Source organism: Caulobacter sp. FV2ps19 (assembly GCF_058681035.1).
Window position 1 is genome coordinate 3970102 of record NZ_CM178729.1, and the last position, 14972, is coordinate 3985073.

A 14972-nucleotide genomic window follows, 5' to 3' on the forward strand; every position below is an offset into this window, starting at 1 on the left:
GGGAGGTTGCGATGACCCAGATCATCGAGGCGGATTATATCGTCGTGGGCGCCGGCTCGGCCGGCTGCGTGCTGGCGGCGCGACTGTCGGAAGACGGCCGCTACAAGGTGCTGTTGCTGGAAGCCGGCGGCGATGACCGGCCGACCAAGAACCTCTCGCAGTTCGCCTCCAACCTGATGATCCACATCCCGGTCGGCTACGCCCAGACCCTGAAGGATCCCAAGGTCAACTGGCTCTACACCACCGAGCCCGATCCCGGCACCGGCGGGCGCCAGCACGTCTGGCCGCGCGGCAAGGTGCTGGGCGGCTCGTCCTCGATCAACGCCATGCTGTATGTGCGCGGCCAGCAGGCCGACTATGACGGCTGGCGGCAACTGGGCTGCGAGGGCTGGGCGTGGGACGACGTCCTGCCCTGGTTCCGCAAGTCGCAGAACCAGGAGCGCGGCGGCTGCGACCTGCACGCCACCGGCGGTCCGCTCAATGTCGCCGACATGCGCGACGGCAACGTGATCTCCGACGCCCTGATCGAAGCCTGCGACCAGGCCGGCATCCCGCGCTATGCCGACCTGAACGGCAAGGATCAGGAGGGCGCCACCTGGTATCAGGTGACCCAGAAGAACGGCGCGCGCTGCTCGGCCGCCGTCGCCTATCTGCACCCGGCCATGAGCCGTCCCAACCTGCGGGTCGAGACCAACGCGCTGGCCAGCCAGGTGGTGTTCGAGGGCCAGCGCGCCGTGGGCGTCGAATTTGTCCAGAACGGCCAGAAGCATGTCGCCATGGCCCAGGCCGAGGTGATCCTGGCCGGCGGGGCGATCAACTCACCGCAACTGCTGCAGCTGTCCGGGGTCGGCGCGGGCGAGCTTCTGCGCCAACACGGCATCGCGGTCGTGGCCGATGTCCCCGGCGTCGGCGAGAACCTGCAGGATCACTATCTGACCGGCGTCCGCTATCGCCTCAAGGCCGGGGCCAAGTCGATCAACGCCATGAGCAAGGGTAGCCGGCTGGCCGCCGAGGCGCTGAAATACGTGCTGTTCCGCAAGGGCCTGCTGACCCTGTCGGCGGCGCACGTCGCCGCGTTCTGCAAGTCCCGGCCCGATCTGGCGGGACCCGACATCCAGTTCCACATCCTGCCGGCCACCATGGATCTGGAAAAGCTGTTCAACCAGCAGAAGATGGAACTGGAAGACGCGCCGGGCATGACCATTGCGCCGTGCCAGCTGCGCCCCGAAAGCCGCGGCTGGATCCGCATCAAGTCGGCCGATCCTTCGGTGTATCCGGCCATCTTCGCCAATTACCTGTCCGATCCGCTGGACCAGGAAGTCGCCATCGCCGGACTGAAATGGGCCCGCAAGATCGGCGAGCAGCCGGCCATCGCCCAGTATGTCGATCACGAGATGAACCCCGGTCCGGGCTTCGAGACCGACGAGATGCTGCTGGAATATGCCCGCGCGTCGGGCTCGACCCTCTATCACCCGGTCGGCAGCTGCCAGATGGGGACCGGGCCGATGGCCGTGGTCGACGCCCGGCTGCGGGTGCGCGGCGTCGAGGGCCTGCGGGTGGTCGACGCCTCGATCATGCCACGCCTGGTCTCGGGCAACACCAACGCCCCCACCATCATGATCGGCGAAAAGGGCGCGGCGATGATCCTGCAGGACGCCAGGGCGCTGGTCGCGGCCGCCTAGTTCAATCCGTCAGCTCGAAAGACCTTCCGCATGCACCCCTACCACCACGCCCGCACGCAAGCCGACAAGCCCGCCTACATCATGGCCGGCTCGGGCGAGGTCGTGACCTATGGCCAGCTGGACGCGCGGTCCAACCAGGGCGCCCGGCTGTTTCGCGCCCTGGGCCTGAAGGCCGGCGACGTCATCGCCATCCTGATGGAGAACAACGCCCGGTTCTTCGAGATCGCCTGGGCGGCGCAGCGGGCCGGGCTCTACTATGTCTGTGTTTCGACCAAGCTGACGGCGGCCGAGGCCCAGTACATCCTCGAGGATTGCGGGGCCAAGGTGTTCATCACCTCCACCGCCATGGGGTCGCTGATCGACGAGATCGCGGTGCTGGTTCCAGACCTGACGCTCTACGCCGTCGGCGGCGCCCACGGCCCGTATGCCGATTTCGAGGCGGCGCGGGCGGCCATGCCGGAAACGCCGATCGCCGACGAGAGCGCCGGCTCGGACATGCTCTATTCGTCGGGCACCACCGGCCGGCCCAAGGGGGTCAAGCCGGCCCTGAACGGCGGCCCGATCGACCAGCCCAACGCCCTGCAGATGATGGCCCAGGGCCTGTTCGGCTTCAGCGGCGACAGCGTCTACCTGTCCCCCGCCCCGCTCTATCACGCCGCGCCGCTGCGCTGGTGCATGAGCGTCCACAAGCTGGGCGGCACGGTGATCGTGATGGAGAAGTTCGATCCGGAAGCCGCCCTGGCCCTGATCGAGAAATACAAGGTGACCTGCGGCCAGTTCGTGCCGACCCACTTCGTGCGGATGCTGAAACTGCCCGAAGCGGTCCGCGCCCAGTATGACGTCTCGTCGATGAGGTCGGCCGTCCACGCCGCCGCCCCCTGCCCGGTTCCGGTCAAGGAACAAATGATCGCCTGGTGGGGCCCGGTGATCTTCGAATACTATGCCGGCACCGAGGGCAACGGCTTCTGCTGGATCAATTCCGAGAACTGGCTGAGCCACAAGGGCAGCGTCGGCCAGGCGGTGCTGGGCGAACTGCGCATCTGCGACGAGAACGGCGACCCCGTGCCGCCCCGCACCGAGGGCGGCGTCTATTTCGCCAACGGCCCGGCGGTGAACTATCACAACGCCCCCGACAAGACCGCCGAGAGCTATAACCAGCACGGCTGGACCACCTTGGGCGACGTGGGCTGGGTCGACGAGGATGGCTTCCTCTACCTGACCGACCGCAAGAGCTTCATGATCATCTCGGGTGGGGTGAACATCTATCCGCAGGAGATCGAGAACCTGCTGATCACCCACCCCAAGGTCGCCGACGCGGCCGTGGTCGGCGCCCCGCATGAGGAGATGGGCGAGCAGGTCGTGGCGGTGATCCAGCCCCTGGCCTGGGCCGAGGACCACACGGACCTGGCCGAGGAGCTGATGGCCTTCGCCCGCGCCAACCTCAGCCACGTCAAGTCGCCACGCCGCATCGACTTCATGGCCGAGCTGCCCCGCCATGCCACGGGCAAGCTCTACAAGCGGCTGATCCGGGATGCTTACTGGGCCAAGGACGGCGGCCGGATCACCTGAAGAACCAGGCGCTTCTGGACGCGGTTCTCAATTTTCAGTAGAGCTTGGCCTTGGTTAATCAGCAGACGCCGAATGGACTGCGTTGTATCTGAGGAACCCAAAGTCTCCGGATCGGTTTCCCTAGTCCCAAAGTCACAGTGGTTCCCATGGCAAGTCGTATTCTGGTCGTCGAAGATGAAATCCTGGTCGCCATGGAGCTTGAAGCCACGGCGCAGGATTGCGGCCACCAGGTGATCGGCATCGCACCTGACAGCGCTTCGGCGTTCCGCCTCGCTGATCAGGCCGACATCGCCCTTGTCGACGTGAACCTGCGCGATGGCGAGACGGGACCGGAAATCGGCCGCCGACTGGCCAGCGAATTTGGCGTCACGGTGGTCTTCATGACCGCCAATCCTGATCGCCTGGGACGCGATGTGCCTGGAGCCCTTGGCGTGGTCAGCAAGCCAGTGACTGAAGAAATGACGGCGAATGTCCTGGCCTTCGCCAGCCTGCGTCGCAGCCTGTTCGCCGACACACCCGTGCCGCAACACGTCATGCTTTTCCCGCGCCTCGAAGCCTGCCGGCCCCTGGCCTCGGCGGTCAGAGTCTGGCCCGGCTCAAGACCTTGAACGGGAGACGGATCGTCACGATCAGGCCTGAAGCACGCCAGTCATAGGTGATCTGCCCCCCCAACTGCCCCTCCACGCTGATGCGCGCCAGGTTGGAGCCGAAGCTCAGATGGGTGGGTTCGACAGCCGGCGGACCGCCGCTTTCCGTCCAGATCATTTCATAAAAGTCGCCGGCGTGGCTGGCCACGATTAACACCCGTCCCTCAAGGGTTTTCAGCGCTCCGTACTTTGCAGCATTGGTCGCCAGTTCATGGAAGACCAGAGCCAGGGGCGTCGCGGCGCGATCGTCGATCATCACATCCGCGCCGCCGATCTCGATACGCTCGCCGTCCTTATAGGGGGCGAGCAGATCGTTCAGCATCGCAAACAGCGTCGTCTGGTCACTGTGAGGCCGCGACAGCGCGCTGTGGGGTCGGACATAGTCGTGGGCCCGGCCCAGCGCCGTCACCCGCTCGCGCAGCGCCGTCGCGAAAGCCTTGGCCTCGGGGTAAGAGCGGGTCGACAGATGGATCAGACCCGAGATCACCGAGAAGATGTTCTTGATCCGGTGACTGAGTTCGTTGGCGACGAGTGAACGCTCATCTTCGAGACGCTTGGCGTCATCGATATCGGTGCAGGTGCCGAACCAGCGGACGATCTTTCCCTCAGCATCCCTCAGAGGCAGGGCGCGACCGAGGGCCCAGCGATAGTCGCCGGAATGGTGGCGAAGGCGATATTCGATATCGTAGGGCTCACCACTTTCGAGGGCCTGCCGCCAACGCGCCCAAGCACGCTCCTGGTCATCTGGGTGGAACACCCCCACCCAGCCATCGCCATGGGTGGAGCCCTCGGGAACGCCGGTGAACTCGTACCAGCGGGCGTTGAAATAGTCGGGATCCCCGTTGGGCAGGGTCGACCAGACCATCTGCGGCATGGTGTCGGTCAGCACGGCGAAACTGGCCTGGCTCTTCACCAGCGCCTTCTCGGCGTTGACCTGGTCAGAGATGTCGGCGTTGACGCCGAACCAGCGCTTAACCGCGCCGTTCTCGTCGAAGGTCGGGTTGATGCGTGTCAGAAACGGCCGGAACTCACCCGTCGCCGATCGCAATGGAAAGACCATCTCGAAGGGCTGAGCGGAGGCGATGCTGGCCTGCCAGCGCTCCAGGACCGTCGGCAGAACCTCAGGATCATGGACGGACTGCCAGCCCCACCCCTCCATCTGCTCAGGCGTCGTGCCGGTGTAGTCGTACCAGCGCCGATTGTACCAGATGATGTAGCCATCCGCGTTGGCGGCCCAACACAGCGTCGGCATGTTCTCGGCAAGTGCGCGAAACTCGCTGTGTTCAAAGGGCAAGCGATCGGGGCTTTCTACGGAACGACAGGGCCTAAAATCTGAGTCTACGTCTCAGCCTGGGGACCAGCAAGCAACGCGGGCATGAGCGCAGCACGAGACCTCAAAATGAGTATCCATGGCAAAGGTTCCTCAAACGCGATCTACGCCCCTTCCGGCCATCCCCTGAACGCCCGAGCTTGCCCAACGCGCCCGACCATGGGATCAATCAAACAACTGTTTGCAAAAGATGTGTTTGGGAGAACGCCATGAAACAAGTCGCCTATGCGGATATCGCCGGCCTGGTCGGCCAGGAGATCGGCGTGTCGGACTGGGTCGAGATCAGCCAGGAGCGGGTCAACCAGTTCGCTGAAGCCACCGGCGACCACCAGTGGATCCATGTCGATGTCGAGCGCGCCACCAAGGAGATCGGCGGCCCGATCGCCCATGGCTATCTGACCCTGTCCCTGATCCCCATGCTGGGGGCCGGCATCCTGCACGTCACCGGCGTGACCCGCGGCATCAACTATGGCTGCGACAAGGTCCGCTTCACCGGCATGGTCCGGGTGGGCAAGAAGGTGCGCATGCGCCAGAAGCTGCTGAGCGTCGAGCCCAAGTCCGGCGGCCTGCAGATGAAGAACGAGTGCACCATCGAGATCGAGGGCGAGGACCGCCCCGCCTGCGTGGCCGAGACGATCTCGATCATCTACGGGGCTTGAGGATCGCCGCTCCCCGCCGGGGAAGGACCTGAAACACGATACGGCCGCCGGATCACTCCGGCGGCCGTCTTCAGTTCAGCGGTGGCGGTCAATCAATGCTTGATTGCGTCGCCGACCTTGTCCTGGGCTTGGCCGACCTTGTTCTGGATGTCGCCCTTGGTCTTCTGAAGGGCGCCTTCGGCTTCCATCTTTTCATTGTCCGTGGCCTTGCCGACGGCTTCCTTCACAGCGCCAGCGCCCTTGTCGATAGCGCCTTCCACACGATTGGTGCTCATGGCTCGCTCCTGTTTGAGGTGAATGTCCCCACAAGAACGGAAGCCCACGCCCTAAGGTTCCGGACTTTCTATTGAGACGCGGCCATGGCCGTGGCCGACGCTGCCACAGACTCATCCGCTGCGGCGGGCGCGCTCGACGCGTTCGCGCGTATCCGGGAAACCGGCGCTCTTGGCCGGTCGAGCAGGGCGATGGTTTCGCGGATGAACTTGGCGTGGGTGACGATGCCGATCTCCAGCCGCTCGCCCGACAGTTCAACCTGCTGGGTCAGGATGCCGGCCACGAACTGCACGTCCTGACTCTCGGTCGCGCCGGGCCGGCGATGCGCGGCCTGGGACATGAACACCGGCCCGCCCGAATTGCCGGGGAACACCGAGAAGTCCAGCAGGAAGGTCGGAAAGGCGGCGGCCGGGGCCAGCGGATAGGACGCCACCCGTCCCGACCGCAGGATCGGGAATCCGGCCGGATTGGCCGCCAGGCCGCGCGGAAAGCCCAGGGCCATCATCTCGTCGCCGGGCCCCAGGGCATATTTGCCGAAGGTGTCGTCCTGAGCCAGCCAGGCCAGCGGAATGGCGGCCTTGGCGAACTCCGGCGGGGCGGTGATCACGATGGCCGCGACATCGCGGCCGGGGTGCTGCACCCACAGCGGATGATCGCCGTCGCGGATTTTCAGGGTCTGGGGATCATAGCGCCAGACGCCGTCCGTGGACTGGATGCGATAGCCGATCCTGGCCGAGACCGACGGCATGCGATCAAAGACATGACCGGCGGTGATCAGCAGGGTGCGGGGCTTGCCGGCGGGATCGGTGTCGGCCACCAGAAAGCCCGTGCCGACCGTGCGCGAGCCATCGGCCTGCGGCTGTTCCAACTGAACGGTCGCCTGGATCAGATCGACGGACAGATCCCACGCCATCGTCGCCCCCAATATCGTTACGCGCACCAGCCCTCGCAGGGAACCTCGCCCCGGCGCGCCGTCAGTTTGACCAGACGCGCAATGCCTCGCAAGCTGTCGTTCTGACGCATGCCGCCTGAGGGCGCTTCGTAGGAAAAACGACCATGAACCGCCGTGGGATGATGACGAGCACCGCCGCAATGCTTACTTCCGGCGCAGCCCTCAGTCCTGGAAACTCCATGTCAGCTCCTGCCAGCGCCCGTCCCGTCCCGCCCGTCGCCAAGAAAGAGCCCCAGCGCATCGAACAGCTGGGCCGGGTGCGGACCGACGACTATGCCTGGATGAAGGACGACAACTGGCAAAAGGTGCTGCGCGACCCCAGCCTGATCAAGGCCGACGTCAAGGAGCATCTGACCGCCGAGAACGCCTACACCAAGGCCATGCTGACCTCGACCGAGGCCCTGCAGACGGCGATGTTCGAGGAGATGAAGGGCCGCATCAAGCAGGACGACGCCTCTGTCCCCGCCCCCGATGGCGCGTGGGAATATTACACCCGCTTCGAGACCGGCGCGCAGCATCCGATCCATGCCCGCAAGCCGCGGGCGGGCGGGCCTGAAGAGATCCTGCTCAACGAGGAAGCCGAGTCCAAGGGCAAGGCCTTCTATCAGGTCGGCGCGGCCAGCCATTCGCCCGACCACAAGCTCTATGCCTTCGCCGTCGATGAGCAGGGCTCGGAGGTCTATCGCATTCACGTCAAGGACCTGGCGACCGGCGCGGTGCTGGACAGCCCGGTGGGCAGCACCACCGGCGACTTCTGCTTCTCGCCCGACAGCCAGTGGCTGTTCTGGACCTTCCGCGATGACAACGGCCGCCCGGCGAAAATCTATCGCCGCCCCGCGCGCGGCGGCGCCCAGGATGACGTGCTGATCTATGACGAGCCTGACGAAGGCTTCTTCATCGGTGTGGGCGTGGTCTCGTCCGAAAAGTTCATCGTCATCAGTGGCGGCAATCAGGAGACCAGCGAGAACCTGCTGATCCCGGCCAGCGACCCCACCGCCGCACCCGTGGTGGTCGAACCGCGCCAGGTGGGCGTGCGCTATGAGCTGGACCACTGGAACGATCACTTCGTGATCCGCACCAACGCCGACGGCGCGGTGGACTGGAAGCTGGTCACCGCCCCCGAAGCGACGCCCGGCAAGGCCCACTGGAAGGACTGGATCGCCCACAAGCCCGGCACGCTGATCGTCGGCATGATCGCCTTCAAGAACCATTTCGCGCGACTTGAGAAGGTCGACGCGGTCAATCGTATCGTGGTCACCGCAACAGGCGGCGACGAGCATGTGGTCGGCTTCGACGAGGCCGCCTATGCGCTGAGCCTGGAGGGCGGCTACGAGTACGACACCCCCACCATGCGCTTCGTCTACAACTCGATGACCACGCCCCGGCAGTGGTTCGACTACGACATGGCGGCGCGTCAGCGCACCCTGCGCAAGACCCAGGAAATTCCGTCGGGTCACAATCCCAGCCAGTATGAAACCCGTCGTCTGAACGCCACGGCCAGCGACGGTACAGAGGTGCCGATCTTCATCCTGATGAAGAAAGGCACACCGCTGGACGGCTCGGCGCCGCTGCTGCTGTACGGCTATGGCAGCTATGGGATCTCGATGGAGGCCAGCTTCTCGATCCGGAATTTTTCACTCGTGGATCGCGGCTGGATCTGGGCGACGGCCTGCCCGCGCGGCGGCTCGGAAAAGGGCTGGAGCTGGTTCCTGGACGGCAAGAAAGACAGGAAGAAGAACACCTTCACCGACTTCATCGCCTGCGCCGAGCACCTGCACACAGCCGGTTATGGCAAGCCCGCCAACACCGTGGCCTATGGCGGCTCGGCCGGCGGTCTGCTGATGGGGGCTATCACCAATATGCGGCCCGACCTGTTCTCCGGGATCATCGCGGCGGTGCCCTTCGTCGACGTGGTCAACACCATGAGCGACGTCACCCTGCCCCTGACCCCGCCCGAATGGCCCGAATGGGGCAATCCGCTGGAGGACCCGGCGGCCTATGACTACATCGCCAGCTACAGCCCCTATGACAACGTGTCAGCCAAGGCCTATCCGGCCGTGCTGGCCACCGGCGGACTTTCCGACCCCCGCGTCACCTATTGGGAGCCCGAGAAGTGGGTCGCCAAGCTTCGGCCGGCCAGCACCAGCGGCAACCCCGTTCTGCTGAAGATCAATATGGACGCCGGCCATGGCGGCGCCTCGGGCCGCTTTGATTTCCTCAAGGAGATCGCCTTGGACTACGCCTTCGCGGTGTGGGCCGTGGACAAGGGCTGGGAGACCCAGGCGTGATCACCATCCGCCCCTCCACCGACGCCGACCTGTCGGCCATCACCGCGATCTATAGCTGGAATGTCCTCAACGGCCTGGGCACCTTCGAGGAGGACCCGCCGGCCCAGGACGAGATGGCGCGCCGCCGCGCGGCCTTCCTGGACCGCGGCCTGCCCTATCTGGTCGCCGAGGAAGACGGCGTGGTTCTGGGCTATGCCTATGCTGGCCCGTTCCGCCTGCGGGCGGCCTATCGCTACACCGTCGAGGACAGCGTCTATGTCTCGCCTGACGCCGTGGGCAAGGGCGTAGGCAAGGCCCTGCTGAGCGCGCTGATCGCAGCCTGCGAGACCCTGGGCCTGCGTCAAATGGTGGCGGTGATCGGCGACAGCGGCAACAGCGCCTCCATCGGCCTGCACACGGCGATGGGCTTCACTCAACAGGGGGTTTTCCCCGCGATGGGCTTCAAGTTCGGCCGCTGGGTCGATCTGGTCTGGATGCAGCGCCCGCTTAATGGCGGCGGAACGCGAGATCCGGATGCGCCAGGCTTGGCCCTCAGCGGAGTCTAGCCCGCCACCCTCCCGATATGAGTAGTTCATTCATCCAGCCTGAATAAGGATTTAACTATTATTCGGTTAGGGTGCAGGGCTGCCAGAATAAACGGGCTCAGGGGTAGGGTTTGGCGTCGCCGATCCAACACGTATCGAGGTCTACCGACACGGCCCTGATAAAGGCCTACGTGCCTATAGCACGCGGCTACCTGATCGCCTCCGGCATCTATTACTGCCTGGTCAGCCTCTCGCACCCGTTCTTTGAGACGGGCGCCAATCTGATCATCATCGGCGGGCTGTCGTTGATGGGGGCGGTCTACGGACCGACCGCATGGCGCATCCTGGCCAGGCCCGAGGTTAGCGCCCGGCGCCTGGAAGCGCTGGTTCTCGGCATGAACCTGATCTTCCTGGCCAATGTCACGATCTACCTGAACATCCATTTCGAGCCGCAAAAGCTCGTCTATTTTGTGCTGATGGCGCTGGTGTTCGGGACATCTTCGCCCACTCGTCGCGTGGCGTTTTTCAGCGTCAGCCTGGCGGTGGCCGGCCTGATCTGGATGGCGCGTCATGCCCCCGGCGACCTGATCAATCAGTATGTGTTCGTGGGTCTGGCCGGCACCTTCGCCGCCATCGGCATGTCGAGCCTGATGCGCGGGGCGGTCAGCCGCGAAGTGCGCGCGCGGCTCGCCAGCGACGCGCTGAACGCCGACCTCGAACGCGAGCTGGAGGAAAACCGGCGGCTGCAGGCCAAGACCCAGGCCCTGGCGGTCAGCGCCCACGCCGCCAATCGCGCCAAGACCGAATTCCTGGCCACCATGAGCCACGAGATCCGCACGCCCTTGAACGGCGTCCTGGGTATGGCCCAGATCATGGCCGCGGGCGAACTCGAGCCCGAACAGAAGCGCCATCTGGGAATCATCCGCGCCTCGGGCCAATCCCTGCTGGGCGTGATCAACGCCATCCTCGACATCTCGCGGATCGAGGCAGGCCGGATGGAGATCATCCCCACCCCGTTCGACCTGGACGCCTTTCTCGAAGCCCTGCGCCAGCTTTATGGCGGCCTGGCGAGAGAGAAAGGCCTGTGTTTCACCCTGAACGTCACCGCCGCCGCCTCAGGCTGGCGCATGGGGGACGCGGAGCGCCTGCGTCAGGTGCTCAGCAACCTTATCTCCAACGCCATCAAGTTCACGGAGGCTGGAGGCGTGATCGTCACCGTCGACGGCGACGGCGAGACCCTGACCTTTGACGTCGATGATACCGGTGTCGGCATCCCCGAGAGCCAGCGGGACATGGTGTTCGGCAAGTTTGCCCAGTTGGATGGCTCCAGCACCCGGCGCGCCGGCGGCGCGGGCCTGGGCCTGGCGATCTGCAAGGACCTGGTGACCCTGATGGGCGGCCGGATCGATTTCGCGGCGCTGCCGGGCGGCGGCACGCGATTTGACTTCCAGGTGGCGATGCCGCGGGTCGAGGCCGAGGTCGAGCCTATCGCGGCCCTGCCCATCGCGGCGGTGCGGGACGCCGCCGCCCCCCGAATCCTGGTCGTCGATGACAACGAGACCAACCGAACCGTGTTGCTGACCCTGCTCAGCCACATGGGCGCGGACGCCTGTTTCGCCGCCGATGGCCAGGAGGCGGTGGAGATGTGGCAGCGCGAGCCCTGGGACGCCATTCTGATGGACATCCACATGCCGCGCATGGACGGACTGGAAGCCAGCCGGGCCATTCGCGAAGGCGAAGACCTGGCAGGACGGAAACGCACGCCCATTATCGCTGTCACGGCCAGTGTCTTGACCCACGAGCAGACCCTGTATTCGGACGCCGGGATGGATGGTCTGGTGGCCAAGCCCATCGAGGTCAGCCAACTGGTCGAAACCCTGGCTGGCATTCTGTCGTTCGACGCGCCTGACGAACAAGCGACCCACGGCCGCCTGGCCCAAGCCTGATCTCACCCGCGGAGACCCGGAATCAAAAAGGGGCCGACCCAAAGGCCAGCCCCTTCTGATCTATGACGCCGTAAGGCGTTCTAGGCCTTGCGAGCGCGCGGCGCCTTGGCCGGGCTCTTGGCCTTGCGGCCGCCTTGACCCAGGCCCAGGGCCTTGGCCATGGCCGAGCGCGCTTCGCTATAGGCCGGAGCGGTCGTAGGATAGTCGTTGGGCAGACCCCACTTGGCCTTGTATTCGGCGACGGTCATGCCGTGCGTGGTCAGGTGACGCTTCAGCGTCTTGTAGGGCTTGCCGTCCTCGAAGCTGATCAGCGCGTCGGGCGTGATGCTCTTGCGGATCTGGGCCGGAGAGGCCTTCGTAACGGTCTCGACAACCGGAGCCTCAGGCGAACCAATACCAGCAAGAGCGTCGTGCGTGGCGCGAATTAGAGCCGGGAGATCCGATATCGGCGTGCTGTTATTTGCGACATAGTTGGCCACGATTTCTGCGGTCAGCTCGATGAGCGAGGCTTTGTCTTCCACGATTACGACTCCAATCAGGATTTCATTTGGAGATACACCCCCTAGATCGAAACACAAGTAGTGATGGGGTCAAATTCTGAAAAAGGCGGCTTTTATCGCGATCTCATCTGTTCGCGTCCGCGAAATAGAGGCCGTTGTTCCATAGATCGTCTTCTTCACACCGGCCGTGCAGGCGCGCGTGTCAGCAACTGTATCGAATCGCGACGAAATGTCCCGAGCAGTCGCGACCACTCAACTTTACCATCGCGAAACGATGTTAGCTCGCGCAGCGCGAACAATCCTGCGCGCTGCGCGACACAAGCCGCCGAGGCGTGCTGCGTCCCAAAAAGGATTGGAGAGTGTGGCTGGGGAACTAGGACTCGAACCTAGAACGACGGTACCAAAAACCGCTGTGTTACCATTACACCATTCCCCAGCAGGAACGGCGAGACCCTTCCGGGCCCGACGAGGCGGTGGAGATAGCGCAGGAGTCGGACGGATGCAACGGCGCTTTGAACTTCTTTTTCGCCCCCGATAAATCACGCTTGCGAGGGAACGACCGCGCCTCTATAAGCCGCCCTCCAAGTCGGAGTGTGGCTCAGTCTGGTAGAGCACTGCGTTCGGGACGCAGGGGTCGCAGGTTCAAATCCTGCCACTCCGACCATCTTCTCCCGCATCTAAAACCCGTTGTTTGCCGGATATTCGCCGTCCAGCGGCGCTTTGCACGCTGTTCATTTGTGCGGCGACGCAGCAGGCGCTAGCGTGCGTTGAAATTGGCGACGGGACCTTCGATGAAACAGTTTTTCCTGACCATGGCGGGCGTGTTCGCGGGCCTGCTGCTGTTCGTGGTCGGCGTTCCGTTTTTGCTGATCGTCATGGCCGCCGGCGCGGCCCGGCCTGCTGCGATTCCCGCCCATACCGTCCTGCAACTCGACCTGCGCGGCGGCCTGACCGATCAGGACTCCCGCAACCCCTTCGCGGCCTTCAGCGGCGGCGGCGCTTCGGCGATGTCGATCATCGAGACCCTGCGGCGCGCCGAGACCGACGACAAGGTCAAGGCCCTGCTGGTGCGCCTGCCCGAAGGCGGCATGGCCCCGGCCACGGCCGACGAACTGCGCCTGGCCTTCAAACATTTCCGCTCGGTCGGCAAGAAGCCGATCTACGCCCACAGCCAGGGCCTCTATCCCTCGGGCATGGTGACATCGACCTACATGCTGGGTTCGGCCGCCAGCGAGTTCTGGATGCAGCCCGAGAGCGCCTTCCAGGCCGTCGGCGTCGCCAGCGAGGCGATGTTCTTCAAGCGCTTCTTCGACAAGTACGGCGTCAAGGCCGAGTATGAGCAGCGCTACGAGTACAAGAACGCGGTCAATCCTTACCTCTATAGCGACTACACTCCGGCCCACCGCGAGTCGTCGCTGTCGTGGATGGGGTCGGTGTATCGCTCGGCCCTGACCACGGCGGCCGCCGACCGGATGAAGGATCCCGCAGCGCTGATCCGCACCCTCGAGGCGGGCCCCTACAGCGCCCAGGAAGCCCGGGACAAGGGCCTGATCGACAAGATCGGCCAAGTCAATGACATCGAGACGGCGGTGCTGTCGCGGGCCGGCAAGGGCGCCAAGCTGATCGACTTTGGCGACTACGCCGCGCGCTCCAAGCACACGGCCTCCAAGACCGGTCCCGCCATCGCGGTGATCGGCGCTGAAGGCCCGATCGTCACCGGCACGGGCGGCGGCGGCTCGCCGTTCGGCGGCGAGTCGACAGTCTATTCCGACGATGTCGCCAAGGCGATCTATGACGCCACGGCCGACAAGGACGTCAAGGCGATCGTCTTCCGCGTCTCCTCCCCCGGTGGCTCCGATACGGCCTCCGAACAGATCCTTGCCGCTGTGAAGGCCGCCAAGGCCGCCGGCAAGCCCGTCGTGGTCTCGATGGGCACCTATGCCGCCTCGGGCGGCTACTGGATCAGCAGCCAGGCTTCGGCCATCGTCGCCGAGCCCACCACCCTGACCGGTTCGATTGGCGTCTATGGCGGAAAGTTCGCCCTGGGCGACGCCCTGTCGCGCTTCGGCGTCGACACCCGCGAGGTGCATGTGGGCGGCGACTATGCCGGCGCCTTTGGCACGGGCGAGGGCTTCACCGACGACCAGCGGGCCAAGTTCGCCGGCTGGATGGACCGCATCTATGCCGGCTTCGTCACCCGCGTCGCCGAGGGCCGCAAGCTGTCGCCCGAGCGCGTGCGCGAGATCGCCAAGGGCCGCGTCTGGACCGGCGAGCAGGCCCTGCAACTGGGCCTGGTCGACGAACTGGGCGGCTTCTATCAGGCGGTCGACAAGGCCAAGGCCCTGGCGGGCCTGAAGGGCGATGTCCGCCTCAAGGCCATGGACGGCGGTCAGTCGCCCCTGGAGGCCCTGCAGCGCGCCCTGGGCGTCAGCTCGACCTCGATGAAGACCCTGGCGGCCACGGCCTGGATCCTGGGCGATCCGCGCTCTGAGGCCATCCTCGACCAGATGGCTGCCGCCCGCCTCCGCGCCGCGCCCGGCGGGGCGGCGGTGCTGGCCGATACGCCGGTGCGGTAGACCCGCGATCGACACCGTCCTGGCTT

At 65.1% G+C, this 14972-nt stretch carries 11 protein-coding genes, 2 tRNA genes and 1 pseudogene; 9 read left to right on the top strand and 5 right to left on the bottom strand.

Features of this window, described 5'->3' with window-relative positions:
• Window positions 1-11 precede the first annotated feature (11 nt).
• From ACW18B_RS18885 to ACW18B_RS18895, 3 genes are all read left to right on the top strand, one after another.
• Window positions 12-1682, top strand: a complete 1671-nt coding sequence (locus ACW18B_RS18885) for a GMC family oxidoreductase (RefSeq protein WP_492048539.1) — start codon at window positions 12-14, stop codon at window positions 1680-1682.
• 30 nt (window positions 1683-1712) lie between these two features.
• Window positions 1713-3251: an acyl-CoA synthetase gene (locus ACW18B_RS18890; RefSeq protein ID WP_492048540.1), complete on the top strand. Its 1539-nt coding sequence runs from the start codon at window positions 1713-1715 to the stop codon at window positions 3249-3251.
• 146 nt (window positions 3252-3397) lie between these two features.
• Window positions 3398-3859, top strand: coding sequence for a response regulator (locus tag ACW18B_RS18895; RefSeq protein WP_492048541.1), 462 nt, complete (start codon window positions 3398-3400; stop codon window positions 3857-3859).
• On the opposite strand, the gene ACW18B_RS18900 is transcribed toward ACW18B_RS18895, so the two are convergent.
• Window positions 3831-5192, bottom strand: a complete 1362-nt coding sequence (locus tag ACW18B_RS18900) for a sensor histidine kinase (protein ID WP_492048542.1) — start codon at window positions 5190-5192, stop codon at window positions 3831-3833. The genes ACW18B_RS18895 and ACW18B_RS18900 overlap by 29 nt on opposite strands.
• 245 nt (window positions 5193-5437) lie before the next feature.
• Here ACW18B_RS18900 and ACW18B_RS18905 point away from each other — a divergent pair, with 245 nt between their 5' ends.
• Window positions 5438-5887, top strand: coding sequence for a MaoC family dehydratase (locus ACW18B_RS18905; protein ID WP_492048543.1), 450 nt, complete (start codon window positions 5438-5440; stop codon window positions 5885-5887).
• Window positions 5888-5962: 75 nt separating this feature from the next.
• Here ACW18B_RS18905 and ACW18B_RS18910 read toward each other — a convergent pair.
• Together ACW18B_RS18910 and ACW18B_RS18915 are read right to left on the bottom strand one after the other, a co-directional pair.
• Window positions 5963-6162, bottom strand: a pseudogene (locus ACW18B_RS18910) (CsbD family protein).
• Between the two features lie 68 nt (window positions 6163-6230).
• A complete protein-coding gene (locus tag ACW18B_RS18915; protein WP_492048544.1) occupies window positions 6231-7073 on the bottom strand; it encodes a trypsin-like serine peptidase in 843 nt (280 codons plus the stop codon).
• Between the two features lie 143 nt (window positions 7074-7216).
• Here ACW18B_RS18915 and ACW18B_RS18920 point away from each other — a divergent pair, with 143 nt between their 5' ends.
• From ACW18B_RS18920 to ACW18B_RS18930, 3 genes are all read left to right on the top strand, one after another.
• Window positions 7217-9400, top strand: coding sequence for a S9 family peptidase (locus ACW18B_RS18920; protein WP_492048545.1), 2184 nt, complete (start codon window positions 7217-7219; stop codon window positions 9398-9400).
• A complete protein-coding gene (locus ACW18B_RS18925; protein ID WP_492048546.1) occupies window positions 9397-9945 on the top strand; it encodes a GNAT family N-acetyltransferase in 549 nt (182 codons plus the stop codon). The genes ACW18B_RS18920 and ACW18B_RS18925 overlap by 4 nt, the downstream gene beginning before the upstream one ends.
• 170 nt (window positions 9946-10115) lie before the next feature.
• Window positions 10116-11870 (top strand): ATP-binding protein, encoded by a 1755-nt coding sequence (locus ACW18B_RS18930; protein WP_492048547.1) that lies wholly within the window; start codon window positions 10116-10118, stop codon window positions 11868-11870.
• Window positions 11871-11950: 80 nt separating this feature from the next.
• On the opposite strand, the gene ACW18B_RS18935 is transcribed toward ACW18B_RS18930, so the two are convergent.
• Window positions 11951-12391: a Ros/MucR family transcriptional regulator gene (locus ACW18B_RS18935; RefSeq protein ID WP_492048548.1), complete on the bottom strand. Its 441-nt coding sequence runs from the start codon at window positions 12389-12391 to the stop codon at window positions 11951-11953.
• A 341-nt stretch (window positions 12392-12732) separates the two neighbouring features.
• Window positions 12733-12806, bottom strand: a tRNA-Gln gene (locus tag ACW18B_RS18940).
• Between the two features lie 151 nt (window positions 12807-12957).
• Here ACW18B_RS18940 and ACW18B_RS18945 point away from each other — a divergent pair.
• Window positions 12958-13034: transfer RNA gene (locus ACW18B_RS18945), tRNA-Pro, on the top strand.
• A 127-nt stretch (window positions 13035-13161) separates the two neighbouring features.
• A complete protein-coding gene (sppA, locus tag ACW18B_RS18950) occupies window positions 13162-14946 on the top strand; it encodes a signal peptide peptidase SppA (RefSeq protein WP_492048549.1) in 1785 nt (594 codons plus the stop codon).
• The last annotated feature ends 26 nt before the right edge of the window (window positions 14947-14972 follow it).

Excerpts from the sequence above, each read along its gene's own strand:
- ACW18B_RS18920 (WP_492048545.1), top strand. The coding sequence starts at position 7,217 with ATGAACCGCCGTGGGATGATGACGAGCACCGCCGCAATGCTTACTTCC.
- ACW18B_RS18885 (WP_492048539.1), top strand. The coding sequence starts at position 12 with ATGACCCAGATCATCGAGGCGGATTATATCGTCGTGGGCGCCGGCTCG.
- ACW18B_RS18905 (WP_492048543.1), top strand. The coding sequence starts at position 5,438 with ATGAAACAAGTCGCCTATGCGGATATCGCCGGCCTGGTCGGCCAGGAG.
- ACW18B_RS18890 (WP_492048540.1), top strand. The coding sequence starts at position 1,713 with ATGCACCCCTACCACCACGCCCGCACGCAAGCCGACAAGCCCGCCTAC.
- ACW18B_RS18915 (WP_492048544.1), bottom strand. The coding sequence starts at position 7,073 with ATGGCGTGGGATCTGTCCGTCGATCTGATCCAGGCGACCGTTCAGTTG.
- sppA (WP_492048549.1), top strand. The coding sequence starts at position 13,162 with ATGAAACAGTTTTTCCTGACCATGGCGGGCGTGTTCGCGGGCCTGCTG.
- ACW18B_RS18895 (WP_492048541.1), top strand. The coding sequence starts at position 3,398 with ATGGCAAGTCGTATTCTGGTCGTCGAAGATGAAATCCTGGTCGCCATG.